This window comes from Marinobacter guineae (genome assembly GCF_002744735.1).
Lineage (GTDB): Bacteria > Pseudomonadota > Gammaproteobacteria > Pseudomonadales > Oleiphilaceae > Marinobacter > Marinobacter guineae.
The window spans coordinates 386,550-409,846 of sequence record NZ_KZ319341.1 but is presented as its reverse complement, the minus strand read 5'-3'; the positions used below and the strand labels follow the sequence as shown (position 1 = coordinate 409,846).

Sequence of the window (23,297 nt, the reverse complement as noted above, 5' to 3'; positions counted from 1 at the left end):
ATTAGCCCGGAGGTACGAAGCTTCTGCTGGCTGGCTATTGCAATGGCCAGCTGCGACTATTCGCCGCATCCAGCCTTGCTCGCTTGTCATCAGGAGATCCAGAGGCAACACTAGGATTGAATGACGTTTCCAAAAAACGGATCGACGCGAGACACCATGAACAGACTCACCGCATTGACCACCGGCCTGCTGATTGCCTGCAGTGCACTGATCACCACACCTGTCCTGGCCCAGGATTACAGTCAGGGCGATGTAAAAATCGATCACCCGTGGAGTCGCCCCACACCACCGGGTACGCCCATGGGTGTGGGCTATATGAGCATTTCAAACACTGGCGGCAGCGAGATCGTTCTTACCGGTGCCCGAACCCCCCGGGCAGAAAGGGTCTCCATCCACAGGAGCAGCATGCAGGATGGCGTTATGCGCATGGCGCCAGTGAAAGGCGGGTTGGCCATTCCAGCCGGCGCAACCGTGGAGCTGAAACCCCACAGCTACCATCTGATGCTGGAAAACCTGAACAGCCCGCTTCGGGAGGATGAAACCATTCCGCTAACCCTCAGTTTTGAGGGCGCGGCGGATATGGAAGTTGAGCTGAACGTTGCGCCGCTGGATGGGCAAACCATGATGAACAACCAGAAGATGGATCACTCCGGTCAGGGTATGGACCACAGCGGCGACTGAACGCTGAATCAGCCTCGCCCGCGAAGCTTGTCCAGGATGCCCTGAACCCACCCTTTGGCTTCGTCGAGGGTGTGGTTTTCTTCCACCAGTCGGCGGATAGCCTGTAACTGGTTGTCGAACAGCCCGGATTTATGCAGATCCGCCGGGTCTTCATCCGGACCAAGTGGCAGAATATTTTCAAAGTAAGTGCCGCCCAGGAGGCGGCGCAGAATGCCCTCGCCCAGAAACGCTTCGTTGCTGTTAAGGGTACGGGTTGCCCTCAGCAAACGCCGTATATCGTATTGCCCCGGATAAATATCGGGCACCTGCTTGTTGATGCCAAGAAGGCTGTAAACCCCGATGCGGGCAGTACGAACCGAGCTTTCCAGTGTGAACACAACGTCGTTATGGGTTTCAACGAACTGCCCCATGAAGGCGAGGTTGGTGCAGCCCTCGGGGACCACCTGAGGGCGATCGCCTCTGGCCCTTGGCATGAATTGCGAAGTGATATAGGGCATCAGTGCGATCCGGGTTTTCGTGGCAGCCAGTATTTCATCGAGATGGTCGGTCAACCCGAGGTGGTAGCACATCTCGATCAAAACCTCCCTGCCACTACATTCGGGCATTGGCTTATTGACGTAATCGCCTGGCTTATCCATCAACAAAGCGTAGGTCCACAGCACAATCACGTCGTCGGGCTGGTCGGGGAAGTGTGGCTGGCGATTGCAGGTGAAGCTCATCAGCCAGGAGGAGTCTGTAAAGGTGATAATTCCGCCAGTAGCCGTGAACCCGGAGTAAGGGTCGTTTACCGACAGCTCTTTGAGCTTGTCCATCAACGGGGAGGGTTTGCAGGTAAGAGTCACTGACTCCCAGGTTGAGCCGGGTATGTCTCCGCAGAATTTTTCCGGCCGCCCGAAGACTTCGGATTTCTCGGCGAGATTCCTCCAGAGTTGCCAGCCAGACCCTTGGCCGGCCTCGTTACTATCTTTCAATCTCGGGGCGTTATCGTCATCGCCGTAGGCTGTATCCTCGGTCATTGAGCCGGTCGTGACGAACACCAGATCACGTGCGCCGACGTTGAATGTCTTGTCGCCATCTCCGCCATGGCACTGGATGGATTTGACGGCCCTGCTGCCATCCCCGGTATCCATATCCATATCCAGGTCTGTAACGGTCATGTCGTACTGGATATTAACGCCCTGGTCTTTCAGCCAGATCATGAGAGGCCTGACAAAACTGTCGTACTGGTTATATTTCGGGAAAACCAGTGACGTCATGTCGTTCAGTCCGTCCATCAGATGCAGGAAACGATGCATGTAGAGCTTCATCTCGAGCACCGAGTGCCAGTTCTGAAACGCAAACATGGTTCGCCAGAGCGTGTAGAAATTGGTGTTCAGGAACCCTTCACTGAACCATTGCTCAACCGTGATATCGTCCAGATCTTCCTTCCGGGCCAATAGCAGCCTGATGACCTCAAGCTGCTGGCGCCTGGTAAGATCCATGGTGGAGAAGTCTTTGATCTGTCCCTGGTTTTCCAGGAGCCGGGCTTTTGACCAGTTCTTGTCGGCATCATTCACGATGCGGTATTCATCCAGTACGGTAAATGGAGCCGGCAATTCGAGTGCGGGTATTTCCGAGAAAACATCCCAGAAGTTCTGGTAGGTCATCTCCATTTCACGACCTCCCCGGACGATATAGCCGTCCTCGGCATTACCAGCGCCATCCAGCGAACCACCCTCTATGTCCTGCTCCTCAAGGAAAGTAATGTTGCTCGCGGGCATGTGGCCGTCGCGAATGAGAAAAAAGGCAGCAGACAGGCCCGCAATACCGCTTCCGACAATCCACGCCTGACGCTCGGTAATGCCCTCTGTCGGAAGTGGCCGATTGTTGGTGTAGCTTCCGTGCAGGTCTGCCGGTGGCAGGGGCGTGTCGATTCCGTTGTGCAGGTGGCTTGATGAGGCGTCCGGGGTTACATCGACACCCTGCTTTTCAAGCGCTTCAATATAACGTGCGAGTTTTGAGCCGAGATTTCTGGGGGTAGTGGATCTGGTCATGCTGGGATCTCCTTTCCTGAAGAGTGACTATCCGTATACTGTGCTGGAAGGGCAGTGATTCCGGGTGACACACGTCAACCGGGCTTAAGTCTTCACGAAGCATTCACGGGAGAGGCATGAGCAGGTCGTTACGACTCCCTGTCTTCGGCGCTCTCCTCGGCCTCGACTTCCGCCTTGCGGGCCTGGATTTTCTTCATTTTCTCGTCGGAGATTTTCATGCTGTGGGCGCTGTTACGCAGTATCATCATGCTGCCCACTATCAGCGCCAGTGCGAGAAACAGAATGACCCATCCTATCGTTGGCATGTGCGTGGCTCCCTGATTGGTCCGGTTTCCTTTATAGTGAACCACCCAATACCCTATCGACAACCAGATATCCGGACGGGACACGAAATGTCTTTCTCCCGAATCCATGATCAGGCGATCGCCCACAAGGGCGGTGCAGATGCATTACACGCCCTTCTGCCTCCTGTGGCCGAGCATGGCGAACTGGAAGCCAGAGGTGACGACCGATATTTGTCCGAGGTAACCCGTTGTATCTTCAAGGCCGGATTCGTCTGGCGGGTGATCGAGAACAAATGGTCGGGCTTCGAGGCGGCTTTTGAAGGCTTTGTGCCACTGTACTGGCAGCAGGTGCCGCCGGAAGTACTTGAGGATCTCTGCCAGGATGAGCGCATCGTCCGTAACATGCAGAAGATCCGTACCGTGCCGGAGAACGCCCGGATGATCGTGGATGCGGCCCGGGAGCATGGCAGTTTCGGGCGCTTTCTGGCGCAGTGGCCATCGGAAGATCAGGTTGGCCTTCTCCTCTGGCTGAAACGCAATGGTGCCCGCCTTGGCGGCAATACCGCCCAGTATTTTCTGCGCCGTGTTGGTTGGGACGGCTTCATTCTCTCCAGCGATGTGGTTGCAGGTTTGCGTCGGGAAGCGTTGCTGGATGCGAGCCCGGGAAGCAAGAAGGCGCTTGTACAGGCGCAACAGGCCTTCAACACCTGGCATGGTGAAACCGGGCTGCCCTATAGTCACCTGTCCCGGATTCTGGCCTGTTCTGTCGGTGAATAACGCCGACGGCGGGTGAGCTTAAGGCTTGGCAGACTCATCTGATAGATTCATCGGATCCAGCCGGTAGTACCCCTGAAGAGCCTTGTACACTTCAGATTGCTTGTCCTTCAAGTGGCCAGGTTGCTGGAAAAAGGCTTCCGTCAGCACTGCAAAAAACTCAGCTGGCTCGGTTGCGCCATAAGGATCGAGCCAGGGTTTGTGGTGATGACTCAGTGAGTGCCTCAAATCCTCGTAGGCTTTTGTCATTGTATGCTGCCAGTGTTCGGCTTGCTCACCGCTCAGGGGTGGCGCACCATCGGCGGTGCCGTCCAGATAATCCAGCTGGTGGGCAAATTCGTGGAGGATGACGTTGTGACTGCTGTGCAGGTTGCCGGCAGCATGTTCGCACTCCTTCCAGGCCAGGACGACCTGGCCCCGGCTCGATGCCTCGCCCGCCCGGATTTCATGACTCTCTCTGACCACCATGCCATCGCTATGGACGCCTCGCACGTGGTAGGCATCGGGGTAAACCAGAATGCTGCGAACGTCATCGAAATCCGAGTAGGGGCGGGCGAGTATCAGCATGCAGGCATGGCCGGCGATGGTCAGTTTCACGCGTTCATTCACTTCGAAGCCATCACAGCCGTAAAATTCCTTCTCGGCAAGAAAAAGCTGTACCCTCTGTTCAAGCGCTTGCTTGAGGTGTTTGGGAAGTATCCGGTAAAGCGGCACCTGCGTTTCCATATGGCGGCGCCAGGATTTTGGAAACGGTCCCCTCAACTCACGCTCCCTTCGCCATGTCCGGTAGTAGAACAGGAAGAAAACCGCTGCTGCTATGAGGGTCACTGCGAAGACTGCAAATACGAGTGCTGCTGACATGTTTCTCCAAGCGACCGTCCGGTGAGTTAACGAGTATCTTAACGAAAAACGGCACCTGACAGCAGATTGGTTCCTTGCTGATGGTGTTTTTCCGGGCCCGGAAAACGGGGAAATAATTTTCAGTTGTTTGCATTTCCATGGCGCAAGGTTCCGGATTTCAGGGTAATCTTGTGTCACATCCAAGGAATTATGCAGTCTATGGAAAGCTTCAATACCACAGCGACCTATGAGCCGGCACGAGAGCGCCGGCCGCAGTTCTGGCGCCTGGCCATGCGATGTGCCCAGATTGCAGGCACGGTCGACGTTATCTTCTTCTTCCTTTTTCTTGCGCTGGGTTCCCCGATTCTGGCGTGGGTGAACGTGGTCAGTGTCGCCATGTATACGGGCGCCTATTACGCGCTCAAATACCACAAGAATAAAATCGCAGTCGTATTGATCTGGGCCGAAGTGCTGATCCACGCGGCACTTGGCATCATTCTGATCGGTTGGGGTAGCGGCTTTCATTATTACCTGCTGATGTTCATACCGGCGATCTGCGTTTCAGCATCACGACGTTGGGCCGTCTATGCCCTGTTGGGGCTATGGGGCTACTACATAGCCCTGGATGTACTGATGTGGTTTATCGAGCCCTTACAGCCTATCCCCCAAACCGCCCTGCATATCGTCCATCTGTTCAACCTGAGCGTGGTCTTTGCCATGTTCAGCTACCTTTCTTCGTATTACCTGAGGATGGTGGTGTCCGCTCAGCGCAAATTACGTGAGATGGCAACGACGGATTCACTGACCGGACTTTCCAATCGCCGCCACATGACCTACCTGGCTGAAAAAGAACTTGCCCGGTTCCAGCGCAGTGGTCACCCGGTGGGGTTTCTTCTCCTCGATGTGGATCACTTCAAATCCATCAATGATGCCTACGGCCATGAAACCGGTGACAGGGTGCTCAGCTGCGTAGCGGATGTGATCCGTAAGGAACTGCGGGCACAGGATCTGGTCGGACGATGGGGGGGAGAGGAATTCCTGGCCATTCTTCCGGATACCGATTCCGGGAAGGCTCAGGCGAGCGCCGAGCGGGTGAGAAATGCCTTTTTGGCGAAGGACTGGAAAGCCATCATCGGAGGCGAAGTAGACATTACGGTCAGCATAGGGGTGAGTGAGCTTCGTCCCGACGAAGACCTGAGTACTGCTGTCAGCCGGGCCGATGCCGCGCTTTACCGGGGCAAAACCAGTGGCCGGAATCGGGTGGAGCTGGAAACCGTTTGAAGACCGGGGCAGTAACAAAGTCCAGAGCGATCCAGGACCAGCGTGTTTTGTTGCATCAGTTCCCTTTCATCACTTCACGTTCAAAGAGGCCGAGTACCACCATAATAATCAATGCCAGAATGGTCACCATGCCAGCCAGTGCGAAGTTGCCTATGCCGCAGGCCACACCAATGGCACCTGATGTCCAGATTGATGCTCCCGTGGTGATTCCCTGGACAGTGCCGCGGCTCTGTATGATGCTCCCGGCACCGAGAAACCCGATACCACCAATCACGCCCTGGACAATGCGGGTGGGGTCGATTCGGGCAGAGGGGTCGCCAGCGGCGGTGGAGAACATAATATCCAGGCCCATCATGATGAAGGCCGAAGCCCCCAGTGAAACCAGCATGTGGGAGCGCAAGCCTGCGGCCTTGCCCCGGAGTTCCCTTTCAAGCCCCAATGCCAGACCCAATCCGGCGGCGGCTAAAAGCCGGATAAACATGTCCAGTATGGGGATTTCACTCTCGAACATCCTATGGCTCCTCTCAGACGAGCTGTTGCCATGTTAAGTTAGCAGTTATCTGATTCTGGAGGGAGTGTTCTGATGGGTTTAGCAATTGCGTTACACGTTCTGTCGGCGGTTATCTGGGTTGGGGGCATGTTCTTTGCCTATATGGCGATGCGCCCGGCTGTGGTTGAAGTTGTTGAAGCCTCACAGCGAGGCGTTCTCTGGTGTAAGACACTCTCTCGTTTTTTCCAGTGGGTGTGGCTGGCTGTCCTGATGCTCCTGGTCACCGGCTACTGGATGATCTTCAGTGTCTTTGGTGGCATGGCTGGTGCAGGCTGGCACATTCATGCCATGCAAATGCTCGGCCTGGTTATGATGCTGCTGTACTTTCACGTTTACTTTGCGCCTTTCCGCCGGCTCAAGCAGGCGGTTGTAGATAAGAATCCACAAGAGGGTGGCCTTCAGGTAGGCCGCATTCGAAGGCTGGTGGGTATCAATCTGATTCTCGGGCTGATTGTGGTGGCTATCGGGGCTGGTGGTCGTTACCTTTAGGCTTTTGGCCGTTCGAGAATTGATTGCATGTCTGAGATCCGAAAGAAAACCATCGCAGGCCTGAAAGCGGGGGATTCGTTCACCCTGACACGAACCTTTACCGAAGAGGAAACCCTGTCCTTTGGTGAAATCAGTCGCGATCAGAATCCGGTCCATTACAGCGATGACTTTGCCCGCGCGAAAAACCTTGAAGGCAAGATCTGCCATGGCCTGCTAGTGGGTGGCATGATTACGGAAGTAGGTGGGCAGATCGGGTGGCTGGCGTCCGGCATGAATTTCCGTTTCCGCCGGCCCGTCTATTTCGGTGACACCATCACCTGCGTATTCACCCTTACTGAAGTGGATGAGCGGAATCGTGCCCGGGCCGAGGCGGTGCTGTCGAACCAGCATGGCGAAACGGTGATCGATGCCTGGTTGACGGGGGTGTTACCAGGACCTGAGGAGCAGGAAGTCATGTCGGCGATGCTCAGTGAGAAAGAGGCCATGTCCCGCGGATAGCCCCGCTCTCTCAGTCTTCCTCATCATCTTTCATGCGTTCCTGGCGTTCCCATTCCTCTTCCTTGGCGGCGTCGATAATTTCCATCAGTTCGTCGACGTCGGCGGCCGTATCGTCGTGCTGGAAGCATCCGGTGAGCTTGCTGTCCGGGTGCAGATCGCCAGATTCATAGAGAGCCCAGATCTCCTTGCCGTAATCGGTGGTCAGGAGCTCCGGCGCGAAACGCCCGAAATACCGGCGCATATTGTCGACGTCGCGCTCCAGCATCCGTTCCGCATTGTTGTTGCCGGAGGCATTGACTGCCTGGGGCAAATCAATGATGACCGGTCCGTCGGGATCAACCAGAACGTTGAACTCAGACAAATCACCATGGATAAGCCCGGCGCTCAGCATGCGGACCACTTCCCGGATGACCTGTCCGTGAAAGTCCCGGGCCTGCTCGGCTGACAGGGTAACGTCGCCCAGCCGCGGTGCGGCCTTGCCGTCCTCATCTGCCACCAGTTCCATCAGCAGCACACCATCTACAAACCCCAGAGGCTCAGGAACCCGGACGCCGGCCGCAGCCAGTCGGTAGAGGGCGTCGACCTCGGCATTCAGCCAGGCATCTTCCTGCTCTTTCTGGCCATATTTCGTTTTCTTGCTCATGGCCCGGGCCCGCCGGCTGTTCCGAACCTTTCGGCCTTCCTGGTATTCCACTGCCTGCTTGAAGCTTCGTTTTGAGGCTTCCTTGAATACCTTGGCGCAGCGTATCTGGTCGCCGCAACGCACCACGTACACCTGAGCTTCCTTGCCGCTCATGAGCTGGTAAAGCACTTCGTCCACCATGCCATCGTCAACAAGGGGTTGTAATCTTTTCGGTACTTTCATAAAACCTTTCAGACTAACAGTGAGCGTGCCGACCGTGTTCGTTGATCTGGGGCAAGGCCGGGTATGAGCAGGGCAGGGAAAATAGCCACTACGGAGCATAGCTTACATGAAAATCTTTCTGTTAATCCTGTTGATTTTGGTAGCCGCCGTTGTTGCGGGGTTGTGGCTCTGGCGCCAGGCTGACCACAACGCTGACCGTTCTGCAGTGGCGCGGTTGGTGGCCATTCAGCCGGCCACACCGGAACGGTTTGATCCTGCCATTGTTCAAAACCTGCCGGAGCCAGCGCGGCGGTATTTCCTTTTCACCATTCATAAGGGCACGCCGCTTTATACCGTGGCGCAGATCGCCATGGCGGGAAAATTCGGCATGGGTAACCGGGAGGCTCCGGACTATGTGGAGATGTTGGCGAGTCAGACGCTCGCCATGCCGAAAGGGTTTATCTGGAAGATGAGCGCCCGGCGGGGACAGTTGCGGTTATCAGGATCGGATACGGAGCAGTGGACCCGGTTCTGGCTGATGGGAATTGTGCCGGTGGCGCGGATGGGCGGGAACCTGGACCATACCCGCTCTGCCTTTGGCCGCTATGTGGCAGAAGCCGTGTTCTGGACGCCTGCCGCCTTGTTGCCTCGCCCGGGTATCGTATGGAAGTTGGTTGATGTGAATACGGCCAGAGTCATCGTTCGCCACAATGGCATGGAACAGGCAGTTGATGTCGTTGTAGCCGACGACGGCCGGCCAGTGCAGGTGAGTTTCGATCGCTGGAGCAATGCCAACCCGGAAAAGGTTCACCGCTGGCAGCCGTTCGGAGGATACCTCTCGGAGTTCCGTGAGTTTGGTGGTTTCAGGCTGCCAACCCGCGTGGAAGCGGGAAATTTCTTTGGCACGGAGGCGTATTTCCCATTTTTTGTTGCTAAGGTCAGCAGCGTTGAATTCCCAGGATCCGATGTCCGCAAGGAGCCCTGATTAATGCCCTGGATGGTTATCTTTACCCAAATCGCTCTGCCGGTCCTCCTGCTGATCTGGCTGGCGCTGTTTCCCGCCGCAGGTCTGTTTTCGCTTGGGCTGCAAGCTCTGTCCGTCGGCGCTGTGTTGTCCGGGATCGGGCTGGCGGCCTTGTGGACGATGCCGCCATACTGGGTGCCGTACCTGTATTACGGAGTTTTTGCGGTGATCGTGGCCTGGCATCTGTTCCGGAGCCGTTTTTCCGGCGAAGGCTTCTGGCGTGCGAGCGCGGGCCCGACAACGCTGGTCCTGGTGGCGCTCGGCTTTGGCTGCGTTGGCGGGTATATGGCGTATATGGCGTATCAGGGGAAGACTGTGCCGGCGGTTGAGACAGCCGACATCGCACCGCCGTTCGGGCCGGGCACCTACCTCGTTGCCCATGGTGGTTCCACCAACATGGTGAACATTCACCTGCATACCCTGAACCGATCGATCGAGCGTTTCATACCATGGCGGGGCCAGAGTCGGGCCATGGATATCTTCCGCATCTCATCACTGGGTCTGCACAAGGACGGGTGGCTGCCTTCCGACCCGGCCCGCTATCTAACGTTTGGTACACCCGTATTGTCGCCTTGCGACGGCGCAATTGCGAAAGTGGTCGATGGCATTGAAGACATGAAGGTTCCTGACATGAACCGGGACAACATGGCGGGAAACTACGTGGCTATCGACTGCGGTCGTTTCTTCGTGATCGTGGCTCACCTGCGACAGGGCAGCATCCCGGTACAACCCGGTGACAGGGTTGAAACCGGAAACCCTCTGGGCGAGATGGGGAACTCTGGTAACAGCTCAGAACCCCACCTTCACATCCATGCCCAGCGGGGACTGCCTGAAGAAGCGCCTTTTGGGGGAAAGCCTTTGGCGCTGACCATCGATGGAGTGTTCCCTGTGAGAAATGACAGAATCAGGGTCAAGGGTACTGTCCCTCAATAAGGGCGGCCTCAGCGCACCACGAAAACCGAAATATCACTGTGCCTGACGATGTTGGCCCCATTGGAATGGAGAATGTGGAGCCTGTCTCCGATGCCGGGTGCATGTGAGGCCATTACGACCAGGTCGGCACCGGTGGTTTTAATGGCTTCTAGCAACTTGTCATCCAGCTCAACAGCGGTATCGGCGGATTCCATGACGATGCTGTCGGTATCAATGCCGTGTGATTGCCCCTGCTCCTCTGCGAACACGCTGAGTTTCTCTGCCAATTCCTCCGGGCTATGGGCGGCGGCCGAGGGCGTGCTGTTGGTCACCGTCACGTAACAGAGAGTGGCTTTGTAGTGTTTGGCAATATCGATGGCGGTGTCGAGTGCCTTTACCATTTTGTCGGTATGGGCGAGGTCTACCGGAACGAGGATTTTTTTGTACATGGCGTACTCCTTACTTCCGTTAAGGCATTGAAGCCGGAAATTCCCTGGCCCCACATTGGCAGCACTATCTGTTGATTGTCAAAAGGCCCGGTGGATTACGCCGGGCCTTTTGCAGTCGAACAACTCGGTACTGTTGAAAGTGCGGTCAAATCAGGTTGTAAAGGAACACTACCCCGATACCCGCGGGTGTCAGATAGCGGAGCACAAACATAAAGGCCCTGAAAGCACCACCTTGCAGGCCTATATCCGCCGGCAGACCTTCCCGCTTCATGGCCCAGCCCGCGAACAGGGCAATGGCAAGACCGCCCAGGGGCATCATCAGGTTGGACACCAGGAAGTCGAGGAGGTCGAATACGGTCTTGCCTTCAAAGAAGGCGATGAAGCCCAGTGGATGCAGGTCTTCCCAGACGTTGAACGATAGTACTGTGCCGATGCCGATGAACCAGATCGCCAGTCCGCCACCAAACGCGCTTTTGGCCCGGCTGACACCTTTATGTTCTTCCAGCCATTCCACCACCGGCTCCAGCATGGAAATGGCGGAGGTAATGGCAGCCACCAGTAGCAGGGCGAAGAAAATGGTACCGAACAGGGCGCCACCACTCATCTGGCCAAAAGCCAGCGGCAGGGTCACAAAGATCAGGCCAGGGCCGGCGCCCGGCTCAAGGCCGTTGGCAAAAACCAGAGGAAAAATGGCGAGTCCGGCCAGCAGCGCAACACTGGTGTCCAGAACGGCGATGGTCATTGCGGTTCTGGCAATATTGACGTCCTTCGGCAGGTAGGAGCCATAAGCCATGAGCACACCAATACCAATGCTCAGGGTGAAGGCGGCATGCCCCAGGGCGGTCAGCACGCCGGCCGTGGTCAGCTTGCTGAAATCCGGGGAGAACATGAAGCTCACGGCACGGCCAAAGCTGCCATTGTTCATGGCGTAGATCACCATGGCAATCAGCAGCACGAACAACAGTGGCATCAGCATGTTCACGGCTTTCTCAAGCCCTGAGCGAATGCCGCGGCCAACGATAAACACAACAATGGCCATGAACACCGAGTGCCACAGCAACAGTTCCCAGGGGTTTGCAAGAAATCCGCCGAACTGACCGCCAATGGTTTCGGCATCGGCCCCAGTAAACAGGCCAGAAGCCGCCTTGCCAATGTAAACCAGGGCCCAGCCGCCGATCACGGCATAGAAAGACAGCACCAGAAAAGAAGCGATAACGCCGTTCCAGCCGATGATTCTCCAGCCCCTCGCGGTGCCCTCGGTTTGGGTCAGGGTTCGCATGGTGGCTACCGGGCTCTGGCCGCCGCGGCGGCCAATCATGGTTTCAGCGATCAATACCGGCACGCCAATAAGAAAAATACAGGCAAGGTAGACAAGGACGAAAGCGCCCCCGCCGTTCTCACCGGTAATGTAGGGAAACTTCCAGATGTTTCCGAGGCCGACTGCCGAGCCGGCAGCGGCGAGGATGAAAGCCATCCGTGAAGACCAGAGGTTGTTGGCCTGCTGGTGTGGTTGGGTATTCTGACTCATTGGGGTCTCCGGCTAGTTGTTTTTGTCGGATTGACGTTTCTGGTCTGATTTATTGTCTGAGCTGTCTGCCTACTTGAGGACGTCGCGTATTGCGTCTGCTACCCGTGGCATGACCTGGTCGTTGAGCCCTGCAACATTCACCCGGCTGCTCTCCAGCATGTAGATGCCATGCTCGGTCCGTAACTGGTTAACCTGCTCCGGGCTGATGCCGAGGAACGAGAACATGCCCCGCTGACGGGCGATAAAACTGAAATCACCAACTGGCGCCAGTGCGGCGGCAAAGCCATGGCGCAGGTGCAGGATGCGCTCGCACATTCCGCTCAGCTCCTCCTGCCATTGGGCCCGCAACCCGTCATCCCCCAGAATGGTCTCCACGATGGCGGCGCCATGGGCCGGAGGCATGGAGTAGTGGGAGCGGATGACGCTCAGCAGCTGGCTGGTGGCCGCCGAGCTGACGGTTGCCGTGGCGGAGATCAGGGCCAGGGCCCCGGTGCGCTCACGGTACAGGCCAAAGTTCTTGGAGCAGGACGCCGCAATCAGCATTTCCGGCACCGAACCGGCCAGGTGTCTCAAGCCTGCTGCATCGGCTTCCAGACCCTCACCAAGACCCTGGTAGGCCATATCCACGAACGGCAGTAGGCCCTTGCGCTGAATCAGGCTGGTGATTTCCTGCCATTGCGACTGGCTCAGGTCGGCGCCTGACGGGTTATGACAGCAGCCATGGAGTAATACCACATCACCTGCTTTAGCCCCTTCGAGGATGCCCAGCATGGCGGCGAAGTCTACCTCCAGCGTTTCTGGATTGAGGTACGGATATTCCCGGATGGCAAGGCCTGCTCCTCCAAGCAGGGGGAGATGATTGGCCCAGGTCGGAGTGCTCACCCACACCGTGGTGTCCGGTTTGCACAGGCGCAGGAATTCAGCTGCCATGCGAAGCGCGCCGCAGCCGCCCGGCGTCTGGACAACGGATGTCCGGCCGTCCCGGATGAGACGGCTGTTGCTTCCCAGGATCAGCTCCGCCATTGCATTGTTGAATCCGGCAGCGCCTGCGGGCCCCACATAGCTCTTGGTGGTTTCGCCCTCAAGCAGACGCCGTTCGGCTTCATGCACAGCGGCCATGATCGGTGTATTGCCGGCGTCATCCTTGTATACACCGATGCCCAGATCCACCTTATCCGGCCGGGTATCTTCCCGGAATGTCTGCATCAGTTGCAGGATCGGGTCCTGTGGCAGGGGCTTGAGGGCTTCAAACATGGTTCGCCTCCTTATCGGCCAGTTGGGTGCGGATGAGGGTAGGGCGGCCAGTGTCCAGCGCCTTGATCAGTTGGGTCTGTTTTTCCCGGATGCCTTCTGCCGCCTGTTCGCGTACCGGCCCGTAGCCCCGGACCTCGGCTGGCAATTCTGCCAGTTGCAGGAAGGTTTCGTAGTTGCTGGCGTCCAGTTCCCGGCCAATGCGAGCCACCAGGTTTTGATAGTCCTTCAACATGGCGCGATCCAGCTTCCGGTCTGCTGAGTAACTGAACGGATCCACCGCGGTTCCGCGCAGGCTGCGGAATTTTGCCAGTAACCTGAAGGCCCGGAACATCCAGGGACCAAATCGGCGCTTCTTCGGGCGTCCCTGGGCATCGGTTTCCTTGCTGAGCAATGGCGGGGCCAGGTGAAAGTGGACCTTGAAGTCACCTTCAAAGGTTTCCTTCACTTCCTTCATGAAGTCGGTTTCCGCGAACAGCCGGGCCACTTCGTACTCGTCCTTGTAGGCCATGACGCGATACAGCTGCTGCGCCACGGCCCGGGTCAGGAGCAGGTTTGTCTGTCCCAGGGCTTCCTCGGCCTTCCGGACTTCGGCAACACTGGCCCGGTACTGATCGGCCCAGCGCCGGTTCTGGTAGTTGACCAGATGGCCGTGACGGGTCTCGATCAGCTCATCAAGGGTCGGCTCGGACTGGGCGTTCACAACCTTTGCGCTTCCGGTGTCCAGCAGGTCCGTTACCGCGCTCAGATCAACAGCGGCCACGCGGCCCCAGCCGAAGGCTTCCTTGTTGCGATCAATCGCCACGCCGTTGAGTTCGATGGCCTTCATCAAGGCTGCTTCAGACAGGGGCAACAGTCCTTTCTGCCAGGCAAAACCCAGCATCATCACGTTTGAGAACACGGTATCGCCCATCAGCTTCTCGGCGATCCCATTGGCGTCGAGTTGACTGAAATGGTCCTGCACTACCGCATCCCGGAGCAGGCCCAGGCGCTTGTCGGCCTTCATGTCGGCATCGCGGAAGAGCACATAGTCGGCGGTAGGCAGTTCCGCTTCGTTGGCAACAATCCGGGTGTGATTCGGCCTCAGTACACTCAGGGCTTTCTGGGAGGAAGCCACCACCAGATCACAGGCGATAACCGCATCGGCCTGGCCATTGCTGATTCGAACCTGGTGCAGCTTATCCGGAGACGGCGCCATGCGCACATAGCTCAGAACGGTACCACCCTTCTGGGCGAAGCCCATGAAATCCAGTACCGAAGCACCCCGGGATTCCAGGTGCGCGGCCATGGTGATCAACTGTCCCACGGTGACCACGCCTGTGCCACCGACGCCGCCAACGAGCAGGTCATAGGAGCCGGTCATCTCCGGCAGTTCCGGAGCTGGAATGTTGGCCAGTTTGCCGGTCAGTACCGAGCCGGTGTCCATACCCCGGGATTTGCGCAACTGCCCGCCTTCAATGGTGACAAAGCTGGGGCAGAAGCCGTTGACGCAGGAAAAGTCCTTGTTGCAGGACGACTGGTCGATCTTGCGCTTACGGCCCAGCTCGGTTTTGCGGGGCACAACGGAGAGGCAGTTGGACTGCACCGAGCAATCGCCACAACCCTCGCAGACGTGATGGTTGATAAATGCCCGTTTTGCCGGATCCGGGAACTGATTGCGCTTGCGACGCCGGCGCTTTTCAGCGGCACAGGTCTGGTCGTAGATCAGCACGGTGCAGCCCGGAATGTCCCGCAATTCGCGCTGAACCGTATCCAGTTCGGAGCGGTCATGGAAGGTAACGTCCTTCGGGAACTGGTCTTTATGGCCATCGTACTTTTCGGGTTCATCACTGAGCACCACGACCCGGCGAACACCCTCGGCTGCCATCTGCTGGGCAATCATGGGCACGGTGATCTGGCCATCCACCGGCTGGCCGCCAGTCATGGCCACGGCATCGTTGAACAGTATCTTGTAGGTGATGTTGATGCCTGCCGCCACAGCCTGGCGGATGGCCATGGAGCCGGAGTGGAAATAGGTGCCTTCACCCAGGTTCTGAAACACGTGGGGGTTGCCGATATAACGGCTCTTGCCGATCCAGTTGACCCCTTCGCCACCCATCTGGATCAGGGATTCCGTGTTACGGCCCATCCAGGAGGCCATGAAGTGGCAGCCAATGCCAGCCAGAGCCTTGCTGCCTTCCGGGACCTTGGTGGACGTGTTGTGGGGGCAGCCGGAGCAGAAATAGGGCATCCGTTTGACGCCACCCGGGTCCTGGGCATTGGACATGGCACTGATCTCGGCCATGCGCTCGCTGAAGTCCAGCGAGAAGAACCGGCCAAGCCGGGCAGCCAGGAAGCCGGCCACCAGTTTCGGGCTCAGCTCACCCACGTAGGGAATCAGCGGGCGGCCCAGCTCATCCTGTTTGCCGGTAATCAGCACTTCGCCGGGGCGATCCGGCTCGGACATGGTTTCCTTGATCTGGCTCTCGATGATGCCCCGCTTTTCTTCAATGACCAGGACTTCTTCCTTGCCATGAACGAAGTTGAGAATGCCGCGGCGCTCCAGGGGCCAGACCATACCGATCTTGTAAATATCCAGCCCCATGTCCCGGGCCTTGTCTTCATCAATGCCCAGCAGGTCGAGGGCTTCGAGCAGGTCCAGGTGACCCTTGCCGGTGGTCACAATGCCAAAGCGGGCTTCCGGGTTGTTGTACAGGCAGCGGTCAATGGGGTTGGCCCTGGCGAAGGCCTGCACGGCGGCCAGCTTGTGTTCGATTCGGGTTTCCAGTTGGGGCCCGGGCAGGTCCGGCCAGCGGTAGTGGAGGCCGCTTTCGGGTGCGGTGAAGTCATCGGGGGTTACGAACTCCGGCAGAGGGGGCAGCTCCACGGATGCCGCGCTTTCAACCGTCTCCGAGATCGCCTTGAAACCCACCCAGCAGCCACTGTAACGGGACAGGGCATAGCCCCATAGGCCGAATTCCAGATACTCGGCGAGGCTGGCCGGGTTGATGGTGGGCATGAAGAAGCTCATGAACGCCACATCGGACTGGTGGGGCATGGAGGAAGACACGCAGCCATGATCATCACCGGCAACCACCAGAACACCGCCGTGGGGGGATGAACCATAGGTGGTGCCGTGCTTGAGGGCATCGCCGGCGCGGTCAACCCCGGGGCCTTTGCCATACCAGAGGCCGAATACACCATCCACCTGCCGGTCATCATCGGTCTCCACCTGCTGGGTGCCCAGCATGATGGTGGCAGCCAGGTCTTCGTTAATCGCTGGCACGAAATCGATACGGTTTTCATCGAGCAGGTTCTGGGCCTGCCAGAGCGCCTGGTCGTAAGCCCCCAGGGGAGAACCCCGGTAGCCACTGACCATGCCGGCGGTATTCAGCCCCTGTTTGCGATCCAGGGCGGCCTGCATCAAAGGGATACGGACCAGAGCCTGTGTTCCGGTCAGGAAAACCCGGCCTGATTCCCGCAGGTAGCGGTCTTCCAGTTTGTAATTGTCGAGCTGTGGGGTATCGGCGGACATGGTGCCCTCCTTTTGTCGATTTTGAGGAGCCTCTGATTGACTCCTGAGTCACCTCTGCGCGTTCTGAAGGCTGTAGGTGCAAGGCGGGGTTCGCAGCCAATGGCCGTAGCCCTTGGTAAGAACCGCAACGCTGCAGATGCAGCCTTCAGAGCGTGCCCTTCGGGGCATTCAGAGCGATCCACACTCCGCGTTGCGACTTCTTGAAAGGTCCAGACATTCCTGCAAAGTCGCGCCTAGATTGTGAATCGCTCTGAATGCCAGAGGCGACTCAGGAGTCAATCAGAGGCTCCTGAACCCAGAATTCTAGAGGGAAGTTCGCAAAAGGTGCTTGCTTATTGGGTGAGGGTTTTCGGGGTTTGCGAAAGGATGTTTGATAAAAGACAATAGTAAGCAAGAACCTTTGATAAAAATCAGGTGTTACCAAATGAAACAGGTCAATCTCGATAAACTGGATCGGCGGATCCTGTCCGTGCTTCAAGAGGACGGGCGCATCAGTAACCAGTTACTGGCGGAACAGGTGGGGTTGTCGCCGGCGGCGTGCTGGAGGCGGGTAAGGACCCTGGAGGAAAGCGGTGTCATCCAGGGATACAGCGCACGACTGGATCCGGAGCGCATCGGTCAGGGCTTGTGCGTGCTGGTCAACCTGTCATTACAGCGACACAATATTGATAGCACCGCGGAGATTGAGCAGCAGGTCAGCAGTTACCCCGAGGTACTCCAGTGTTTTGCGGTTACCGGGAATGCCGATTTCGTACTGAGGGTTATCGTGCCGGATATGGCCAGCTACGACCGCTTTCTGAACGAAAAGATCTTCACATTGCAGGGCATTGCCCAAGTGAATTCAAACTTTGCGTTGCGGGAGATAAAAAATACCGAGACGATCCCGGTGGAGGGGGCAGAGTAAAGCCAGAGAAGAAAGTCAGAAACGAAAAAAGGCAGCCGAAGCTGCCTTTTTTATTACGTGTTGTCTGTTATTTAAACAGCAACTACGTTTTCCGCCTGAGGACCTTTCTGGCCCTGGGTAACGGTGAACTCGACCTGCTGGCCTTCAGCCAGAGTCTTGAAACCGCCGCCCTGAATAGCGCTGTAGTGAACAAAAACGTCCGGGCCGCTTTCGCGAGTGATAAAGCCAAAACCTTTTGCTTCGTTGAAAAACTTAACGTTGCCGGTAACTGTAGACATAATATACTTTCCTGAATTCAATCTTTTAATGTGCTGTCAGATCATCTTCATGATGCCTGATCAGCGGTATGCGGAAACAAAAAACTTGCGTGATCAAAAACAGGACATGCTACTTGTTACAACTGAGCGGTCTTATTGATGAAATGCTTTGCTAAATCTTTCCAACGAGGCCCACTGTACTCTTACTGCCGGGAAATGCAAAGCTATTTCTTGTAGGCATAAACCGGGGTATCGGCTTTTCCGGTACCGAGACTATCCAGCTTGCGCGGTTTGGCAATGGCGAAGCCCTGTGCGTAGTCCACCTGGATCTCCTTCAGGGTATCCATGATTTCCATATCCTCGACGTATTCGGCAATCGTCTGAAGGTCCAGGAAATGGCACAGTTCATTGATGGAGCGCACCATGGCGTAATTTGTCAGGTTTGTGGCCATGTCCCGGACGAATATGCCATCGATCTTCACGAAATCCACAGGAAGTTTCTGAAGGTAGGCGTAGGAAGACAGCCCGGTGCCGAAGTCATCAAGGGCAAACCGGCAATTGAGGCGCTTCATCTCGCGCATGAAGTCGGAGGCAAAGTGCAGGTTGGCAACGGCTGAGGTTTCGGTCACCTCGAAGCAGAGTTTGTGGGCAAGTTCAGGGCTTGCCCTCAGATTTGACTCCAGGCCGAGCATGAAACCGTCATCACTCAACGACGAGCCTGACAGGTTTACGTTCAGGGTAGCGATATTGGCCAGGGTCTCGGGATTGCTACGCATCCAGGCCATGGCCTCTGAAATGACCCACAGATCGACCCGGGTACTGCGGTGGAACTGTTCCGCTGCCTCGATATAACCCTGAGGTGAAATCTCCTTGCCGGAGCTGTCCCGGAGCCCCAGCAAAAGCTCATACATTTTGCCTTCGCCGGTTTCCGGGCCCAGGGTGACAATGGGCTGGGCCCGAAGGTAAAGACTGCCATCTCGGATGGTACGATCAATTTCGGTCACCCATTGCGGAGTGCCAATCTGCGAGGAGTCGCGGCTTTCTCTGGCCAGTTCAATCCGGTTGCCGCCCTGCTTTTTGGCAGCCTTGAGCGACAGGCTCGCCTGGTTCAGAAGGTCTCCGGCGGAATGTGCGGCGCTGGTAACCGGCCGGATGCTGATGCTTACCGTCGCCCGGTACTCTGCCTGCCCGTGCTGAACGACCTGTTGCTCGAAGTTGCGACGAATGGATTCCGCCAGGTCAAGGCTGTCTTCGACGGTGATGTCGTCGATGAGTATGGCAAACTCATTGCCGCTGATCCGGCCAACGTGTGCTGCCGGAAATCTGGCGTGGCCGTCTGTGCGAATGGTTTCGGCGACCTGTTTCAGCAAGGCATCGCCGGCTTCCGCGCCATAAGAGGCATTGATAACGCTGAACTCATCAATGTCGAGAACAATTAACGCGCCGTTCCCGGGTTCCGACGATGATGGTGAGGCGCTTATCAAGCGGGAGATCTGCTTTTCGAAGTCGTGACGATGCATGCAGCCGGTAAGGGCATCGTGGGTGGCCTGGAAATTCAGCTTCCGGTAAACATCCTCAACAATAGTGAAAAGGCTCTGATCGAGAAACGGTATTTCTCCATCCTCTACCCGCCATGCGCTACCGTTTGCCAGTTTCTCGACAAATTCCGGAAAACCGTAACTGACTTCACTCATGCCTTTGGGCGAGAGGAAAACAAATCTGAGGGAATCCTCCCCACCCCAGACCAGTCGCATGCGGCGCGGTTCGCCTTCGTCCAGTCGGACTTCAACCCAGTCCCCAACCGAAATCTCCTTCGCCCTCGAGACCCAACGACTCTGTTCAAGTTCCAACGGTACCGCCGGCGCAGGCTCATCCGCCTCTCCGTATTTTTCGACCCAGAGCGTGTCCGCCGCTGTCTGGCCCTGAAGCTGTCTGGCCAGCTCCTCCATGACCGGGATAATTCGCGATATCTCACCGGCTGTCTTGAGCTCGCGCTCGACGAACTGAAGCATCACACTGCTCTCGAGCTCCCGTTCGAAGGCAAGCTCGCCCGTGGTTCCGGCGGGGGACAGCCAGGCCTGAAGTTGTGCTACTACATCGAACAGCTCCTCACAGTGTTGGCTGTCGGCGCCTTCCCTAAGCATGGTAAGTATGATTATCTGCTCCCACCCGGCCTGAAGAAGCCGGATCAGGATTTTCGGAACCTCTCTCTGCCTCAGAAGGGCGTCGAGACGGTTCTGTGCGTCTTTTCGTGTCTTGCGTAGGCGCTCCTTGCCCTCCAGGGTTTTTGCCAGTCGCTCGGAGTTTCTGATAAACGACTGATCCTGCCGTTCCACCAGTTGTCTTAGCTTCTGGCTGAGGCTTTCCAGCATATCCGGCTGGGATGACTCGATTCCGGTGAGCTCATCAACAATGTCGGCAACCGTGGCTTCAAGTTTTTTGCTGGAAGCCCTTTCCGCAAGACACAGGCGCATCAGGTTGTTAATGATTTCCCGGGCCGGGTGGTTTTCAGCATTCAGGAAGTCCGGCGTTTCGATGAGGGCTTCAAAAACCGGTAACCGGAGCTGTTGCAATTGATGGCGAAGCGATCCGGAAAGCTCGTCGTGGGCCTGAAGAGGCGCAAACAGACGGTCGACAAGGCCGGCTTTTTCGACCGCCGTCCGGTCAAGCACCTTGGCCAGATCGGAATCTGAATCGGCCAGCTCCCGAAGCAACCCTGCCATTTCGGGCTCGTCGTCGCGTAAGCGATCCAGAAGTTCACTGCGTCGGGATCGGATGTTTTCCGAGAGCTGCGGGTTGGGTTCTTCCCAGTCTCCGGCCTCGGATGTCGGGTTGCCCTCCAGAGCCATAAGCTGGAACAGGGCTCGTCCGGCTGATGCCGTATCCGTTGGAGCGTCGCCAAGCGTTTCCGCTGCCGGATTGTCGCCGGAGCCGGGTGTCTTTTCGTCGTTTTCTCCCGAAGAGCTGCTGCTTTCGGGTGCGCTTTCCCTGCGAGACCAGTTCGCCGGCAATTCGCTGATGTCGAGGGCCTCCAGTCCGGCCCGGCGGCAGTCATTGATCAGGGATTGAACCGCTACGGGCCAGATTCTGCCAAGGGCATTCTCCCAGGCTTTGTAGATCGTGAGGCGGTGTTCCCGCGCAATGCCCAGATGATCCACCATATGTTGCAGGCACACGCACAGGGCTCTTGGTGTCAGGGGGTTGTTGTCATCATTGATGTCTTGCCGGAACATCTGGTTTAACAGCTGATTGAGCACGAAGGTCGTGCCGGTATTCGCCTTGCTTGTCCTGGCCGCGATCGCTTGCAAATCGAGCCAGTCCTCGAACTCATGCTGTTGCAACAGGTGGAGCTCTGTTGTCCGGGGCTTTGAATCTGAAGTTGGCTCCAGGATGGCTTGATTGGCCTGAAACCGGGCCTGGAAATCCTGGAGCATTCGTTGCTGCCGGCTTTGGAAAATGAACCGCATGTCCTTGAGGCGCGTGATCTCGCGGAGCTCCGCCGCCTGCGCCAGATCGGCCTCAATGCCCTCGAAGGTGCCATCCATGAATTCAGGCAGTAACTGCTCCAGAAGGCGACGGCAGTGCTGGTGATAGAGTCTTTTCAGTGAAGGATCTGATTCCGATTCAGCGAGCCGTGACCTACCGTTGCCTTTGAACACTTGCTCGATATCGTTGGTCGTGGCCGCCGTCAGGTTGGCAATTTCAAACGAAACACTATCCCCGGGGCCGGGCCGGGCGAAGCCCTTGAGGTGGATGTGCGGCTTCTCCTGATTATTGTCGAGGAAGACGTGCAGATCGGCCTGTGCCGCTGCCTGGGAGGACAGCTGCGTGAATACCCCGGGAGAAGAAAAGTGCTTCAGGCCAAGGCGAAGCTCGTTGTTATTGCGAGTCACACTGTCGATGGCACAGCCGCAGGGGATAAAGCCCTGGGTAACGACAATCGCATCCGTGTTGAGTCTGGAGCTGGTGACGCTGGCCCGGGTCATTGACCGCCTTCCTGAGCAGTGAGAATTGAATCGAATTTCAGTTTATTCCTGGCGTTAGTGTAATTTGATATTCGCCGAACGCAAAGTGAATATATTAAAGCGACATATATAAGGCCAGGCGAAGCCTTGCAAGTACCTATCAGCGTGAACTTTACTCGCTGATTCTCAGAATCAGATCCTTGCCAAGCGCATAGCTCGCAAAATCCCGGGCCAGAAACAGGTTGCCGCGGTAAATCCCTCTCGCTTCAGACTCGATCTCTCCGATGTGCGGGTAGGCATTCGGACTGAACTGGTAGCGGGAACTGAAGTGGGTGAGTACGAGGTTCGGAACACCAGCGGAATCCGCGAAACGGGCCACCTGGGCGGCCGAGCTGTGCTGTGGCCACGGGCCTACGCGGTCGGAAACCTCCTGAGTGTAAGTGGCCTCATGGACCAGAACGTCGATATCGGAACAGGCTTCCCGTAGCAGTTCGGGACGGTCGTTATCGCCAGCCACGATCACTTTCCGTGGTTTTCTGGCAATTCGGGTGTAGTCCTCGCAACGCACCAGTCGCCCGTCGTCCAGTATCGCATCATGGCCCTGCTGAATGCGGCCCCAGGCTGGACCTGCCTCAATGCCATCGGCTTCGAGTTTGTCACGGAGCAACTGGCGTTCAAGTTTCTTTTCGGTCAATGCGAAGGCCCGGCAGGACACACGGTGAGAAAGGGGGGTGGCGGTTACAGTCAGGGCCTCATCCTCCCAGTGGAAGTTGTCTGCTTCGGAATCCACAAACCTCAGTTCGAAGTTGAGATTGGAATCACTGTTGCCGATGGCAGCTTCCACGAAGGTTTTTACCGGTCTCGGTGCAACAAGGACCAGTGGCTCGGTGCGCCCGAGCATCGAGGCACTGGTCAGCAGTCCCGGAAGGCCGAAGGTATGATCGCCGTGGATATGGGTAATAAAGATCGCCTGCAACTGCATCACCGAGTGCCGCGTCCTCAGCAGCTGGTGCTGGGTGCCTTCCCCGCAGTCGATCAGATACCAGCGCTTCGGGCCGCCGTGGCTCAGTGCGAGGCCGGTCACGTTCCGTGATTTCGTCGGTGTTCCGGCGGAGGTTCCGAGGAAGGTGAATTCCATGCTGTACCTTTTCGGGTTAACTTGTGATCCCATAATACGAAGGTAGAAGAATTGAGGATACCTTTGTCCGGAAATGCCAGT

At 57.0% G+C, this 23,297-nt stretch carries 20 protein-coding genes; 8 read left to right on the top strand and 12 right to left on the bottom strand.

Annotated elements, in window-relative coordinates:
- Positions 1-156: 156 nt before the first annotated feature.
- Positions 157-681 (top strand): copper chaperone PCu(A)C, encoded by a 525-nt coding sequence (locus CLH62_RS16260; RefSeq protein WP_099619232.1) that lies wholly within the window; start codon positions 157-159, stop codon positions 679-681.
- An 8-nt stretch (positions 682-689) separates the two neighbouring features.
- On the opposite strand, the gene CLH62_RS16255 is transcribed toward CLH62_RS16260, so the two are convergent.
- Positions 690-2,714 (bottom strand): oleate hydratase, encoded by a 2,025-nt coding sequence (locus CLH62_RS16255; RefSeq protein WP_099619231.1) that lies wholly within the window; start codon positions 2,712-2,714, stop codon positions 690-692.
- Positions 2,715-2,842: 128 nt separating this feature from the next.
- Positions 2,843-3,019 carry a DUF2897 family protein gene (locus tag CLH62_RS16250; RefSeq protein ID WP_099619230.1) on the bottom strand — a complete coding sequence of 59 codons (177 nt, stop codon included), beginning with the start codon at positions 3,017-3,019 and terminating at the stop codon, positions 2,843-2,845.
- An 87-nt stretch (positions 3,020-3,106) separates the two neighbouring features.
- On the opposite strand from CLH62_RS16250, the gene CLH62_RS16245 reads away from it, so the two are divergent.
- Positions 3,107-3,775 carry a DNA-3-methyladenine glycosylase I gene (locus tag CLH62_RS16245; RefSeq protein ID WP_099619229.1) on the top strand — a complete coding sequence of 223 codons (669 nt, stop codon included), beginning with the start codon at positions 3,107-3,109 and terminating at the stop codon, positions 3,773-3,775.
- Positions 3,776-3,793: 18 nt separating this feature from the next.
- Here CLH62_RS16245 and CLH62_RS16240 read toward each other — a convergent pair whose 3' ends face one another.
- On the bottom strand, positions 3,794-4,633 hold the full coding sequence (locus tag CLH62_RS16240; RefSeq protein WP_099619228.1) for a M90 family metallopeptidase: 840 nt from the start codon (positions 4,631-4,633) through the stop codon (positions 3,794-3,796).
- A gap of 198 nt (positions 4,634-4,831) precedes the next feature.
- Here CLH62_RS16240 and CLH62_RS16235 point away from each other — a divergent pair, with 198 nt between their 5' ends.
- The gene (locus tag CLH62_RS16235) at positions 4,832-5,893 is read left to right on the top strand and encodes a GGDEF domain-containing protein (protein ID WP_099619227.1); all 1,062 of its coding nucleotides are present in this window, start codon (positions 4,832-4,834) and stop codon (positions 5,891-5,893) included.
- 55 nt (positions 5,894-5,948) lie between these two features.
- Here CLH62_RS16235 and CLH62_RS16230 read toward each other — a convergent pair whose 3' ends face one another.
- Complete coding sequence (locus tag CLH62_RS16230; RefSeq protein ID WP_099619226.1) at positions 5,949-6,404, bottom strand: MgtC/SapB family protein; 456 nt, start codon at positions 6,402-6,404, stop codon at positions 5,949-5,951.
- Positions 6,405-6,476: 72 nt separating this feature from the next.
- On the opposite strand from CLH62_RS16230, the gene CLH62_RS16225 reads away from it, so the two are divergent.
- Complete coding sequence (locus CLH62_RS16225) at positions 6,477-6,932, top strand: CopD family protein (RefSeq protein WP_099619225.1); 456 nt, start codon at positions 6,477-6,479, stop codon at positions 6,930-6,932.
- 27 nt (positions 6,933-6,959) lie between these two features.
- Positions 6,960-7,430 carry a MaoC family dehydratase gene (locus CLH62_RS16220; protein WP_099619224.1) on the top strand — a complete coding sequence of 157 codons (471 nt, stop codon included), beginning with the start codon at positions 6,960-6,962 and terminating at the stop codon, positions 7,428-7,430.
- Between the two features lie 10 nt (positions 7,431-7,440).
- On the opposite strand, the gene CLH62_RS16215 is transcribed toward CLH62_RS16220, so the two are convergent.
- On the bottom strand, positions 7,441-8,295 hold the full coding sequence (locus CLH62_RS16215) for a PA4780 family RIO1-like protein kinase (protein ID WP_099619223.1): 855 nt from the start codon (positions 8,293-8,295) through the stop codon (positions 7,441-7,443).
- Positions 8,296-8,401: 106 nt separating this feature from the next.
- Here CLH62_RS16215 and CLH62_RS16210 point away from each other — a divergent pair, with 106 nt between their 5' ends.
- Positions 8,402-9,259, top strand: coding sequence for a DUF6544 family protein (locus CLH62_RS16210; RefSeq protein WP_099619222.1), 858 nt, complete (start codon positions 8,402-8,404; stop codon positions 9,257-9,259).
- 3 nt (positions 9,260-9,262) lie between these two features.
- Entirely contained in the window at positions 9,263-10,231 is a 969-nt protein-coding gene (locus tag CLH62_RS16205; protein ID WP_099619221.1) for a M23 family metallopeptidase, read from the top strand.
- An 8-nt stretch (positions 10,232-10,239) separates the two neighbouring features.
- Here the strand turns inward: CLH62_RS16205 and CLH62_RS16200 are convergent, their stop codons facing one another.
- The 4 genes from CLH62_RS16200 to CLH62_RS16185 form a co-directional block, all read right to left on the bottom strand.
- On the bottom strand, positions 10,240-10,659 hold the full coding sequence (locus tag CLH62_RS16200; protein ID WP_099619220.1) for a universal stress protein: 420 nt from the start codon (positions 10,657-10,659) through the stop codon (positions 10,240-10,242).
- Between the two features lie 145 nt (positions 10,660-10,804).
- Positions 10,805-12,187, bottom strand: coding sequence for a sodium-dependent transporter (locus CLH62_RS16195; protein ID WP_099619219.1), 1,383 nt, complete (start codon positions 12,185-12,187; stop codon positions 10,805-10,807).
- A gap of 69 nt (positions 12,188-12,256) precedes the next feature.
- Positions 12,257-13,441, bottom strand: a complete 1,185-nt coding sequence (locus tag CLH62_RS16190; RefSeq protein ID WP_099619218.1) for an amino acid aminotransferase — start codon at positions 13,439-13,441, stop codon at positions 12,257-12,259.
- Entirely contained in the window at positions 13,434-16,952 is a 3,519-nt protein-coding gene (locus tag CLH62_RS16185; RefSeq protein ID WP_099619217.1) for an indolepyruvate ferredoxin oxidoreductase family protein, read from the bottom strand. The genes CLH62_RS16190 and CLH62_RS16185 overlap by 8 nt, the downstream gene beginning before the upstream one ends.
- A gap of 424 nt (positions 16,953-17,376) precedes the next feature.
- On the opposite strand from CLH62_RS16185, the gene CLH62_RS16180 reads away from it, so the two are divergent.
- Positions 17,377-17,856: an Lrp/AsnC family transcriptional regulator gene (locus tag CLH62_RS16180; protein WP_099619216.1), complete on the top strand. Its 480-nt coding sequence runs from the start codon at positions 17,377-17,379 to the stop codon at positions 17,854-17,856.
- 71 nt (positions 17,857-17,927) lie between these two features.
- Here the strand turns inward: CLH62_RS16180 and CLH62_RS16175 are convergent, their stop codons facing one another.
- From CLH62_RS16175 to CLH62_RS16165, 3 genes are all read right to left on the bottom strand, one after another.
- The gene (locus CLH62_RS16175; RefSeq protein WP_099619215.1) at positions 17,928-18,134 is read right to left on the bottom strand and encodes a cold-shock protein; all 207 of its coding nucleotides are present in this window, start codon (positions 18,132-18,134) and stop codon (positions 17,928-17,930) included.
- Positions 18,135-18,337: 203 nt separating this feature from the next.
- On the bottom strand, positions 18,338-22,099 hold the full coding sequence (locus CLH62_RS16170; protein ID WP_099619214.1) for a DUF1631 family protein: 3,762 nt from the start codon (positions 22,097-22,099) through the stop codon (positions 18,338-18,340).
- A 151-nt stretch (positions 22,100-22,250) separates the two neighbouring features.
- A complete protein-coding gene (locus CLH62_RS16165; RefSeq protein WP_099619213.1) occupies positions 22,251-23,216 on the bottom strand; it encodes a ribonuclease Z in 966 nt (321 codons plus the stop codon).
- Positions 23,217-23,297 lie beyond the last annotated feature (81 nt).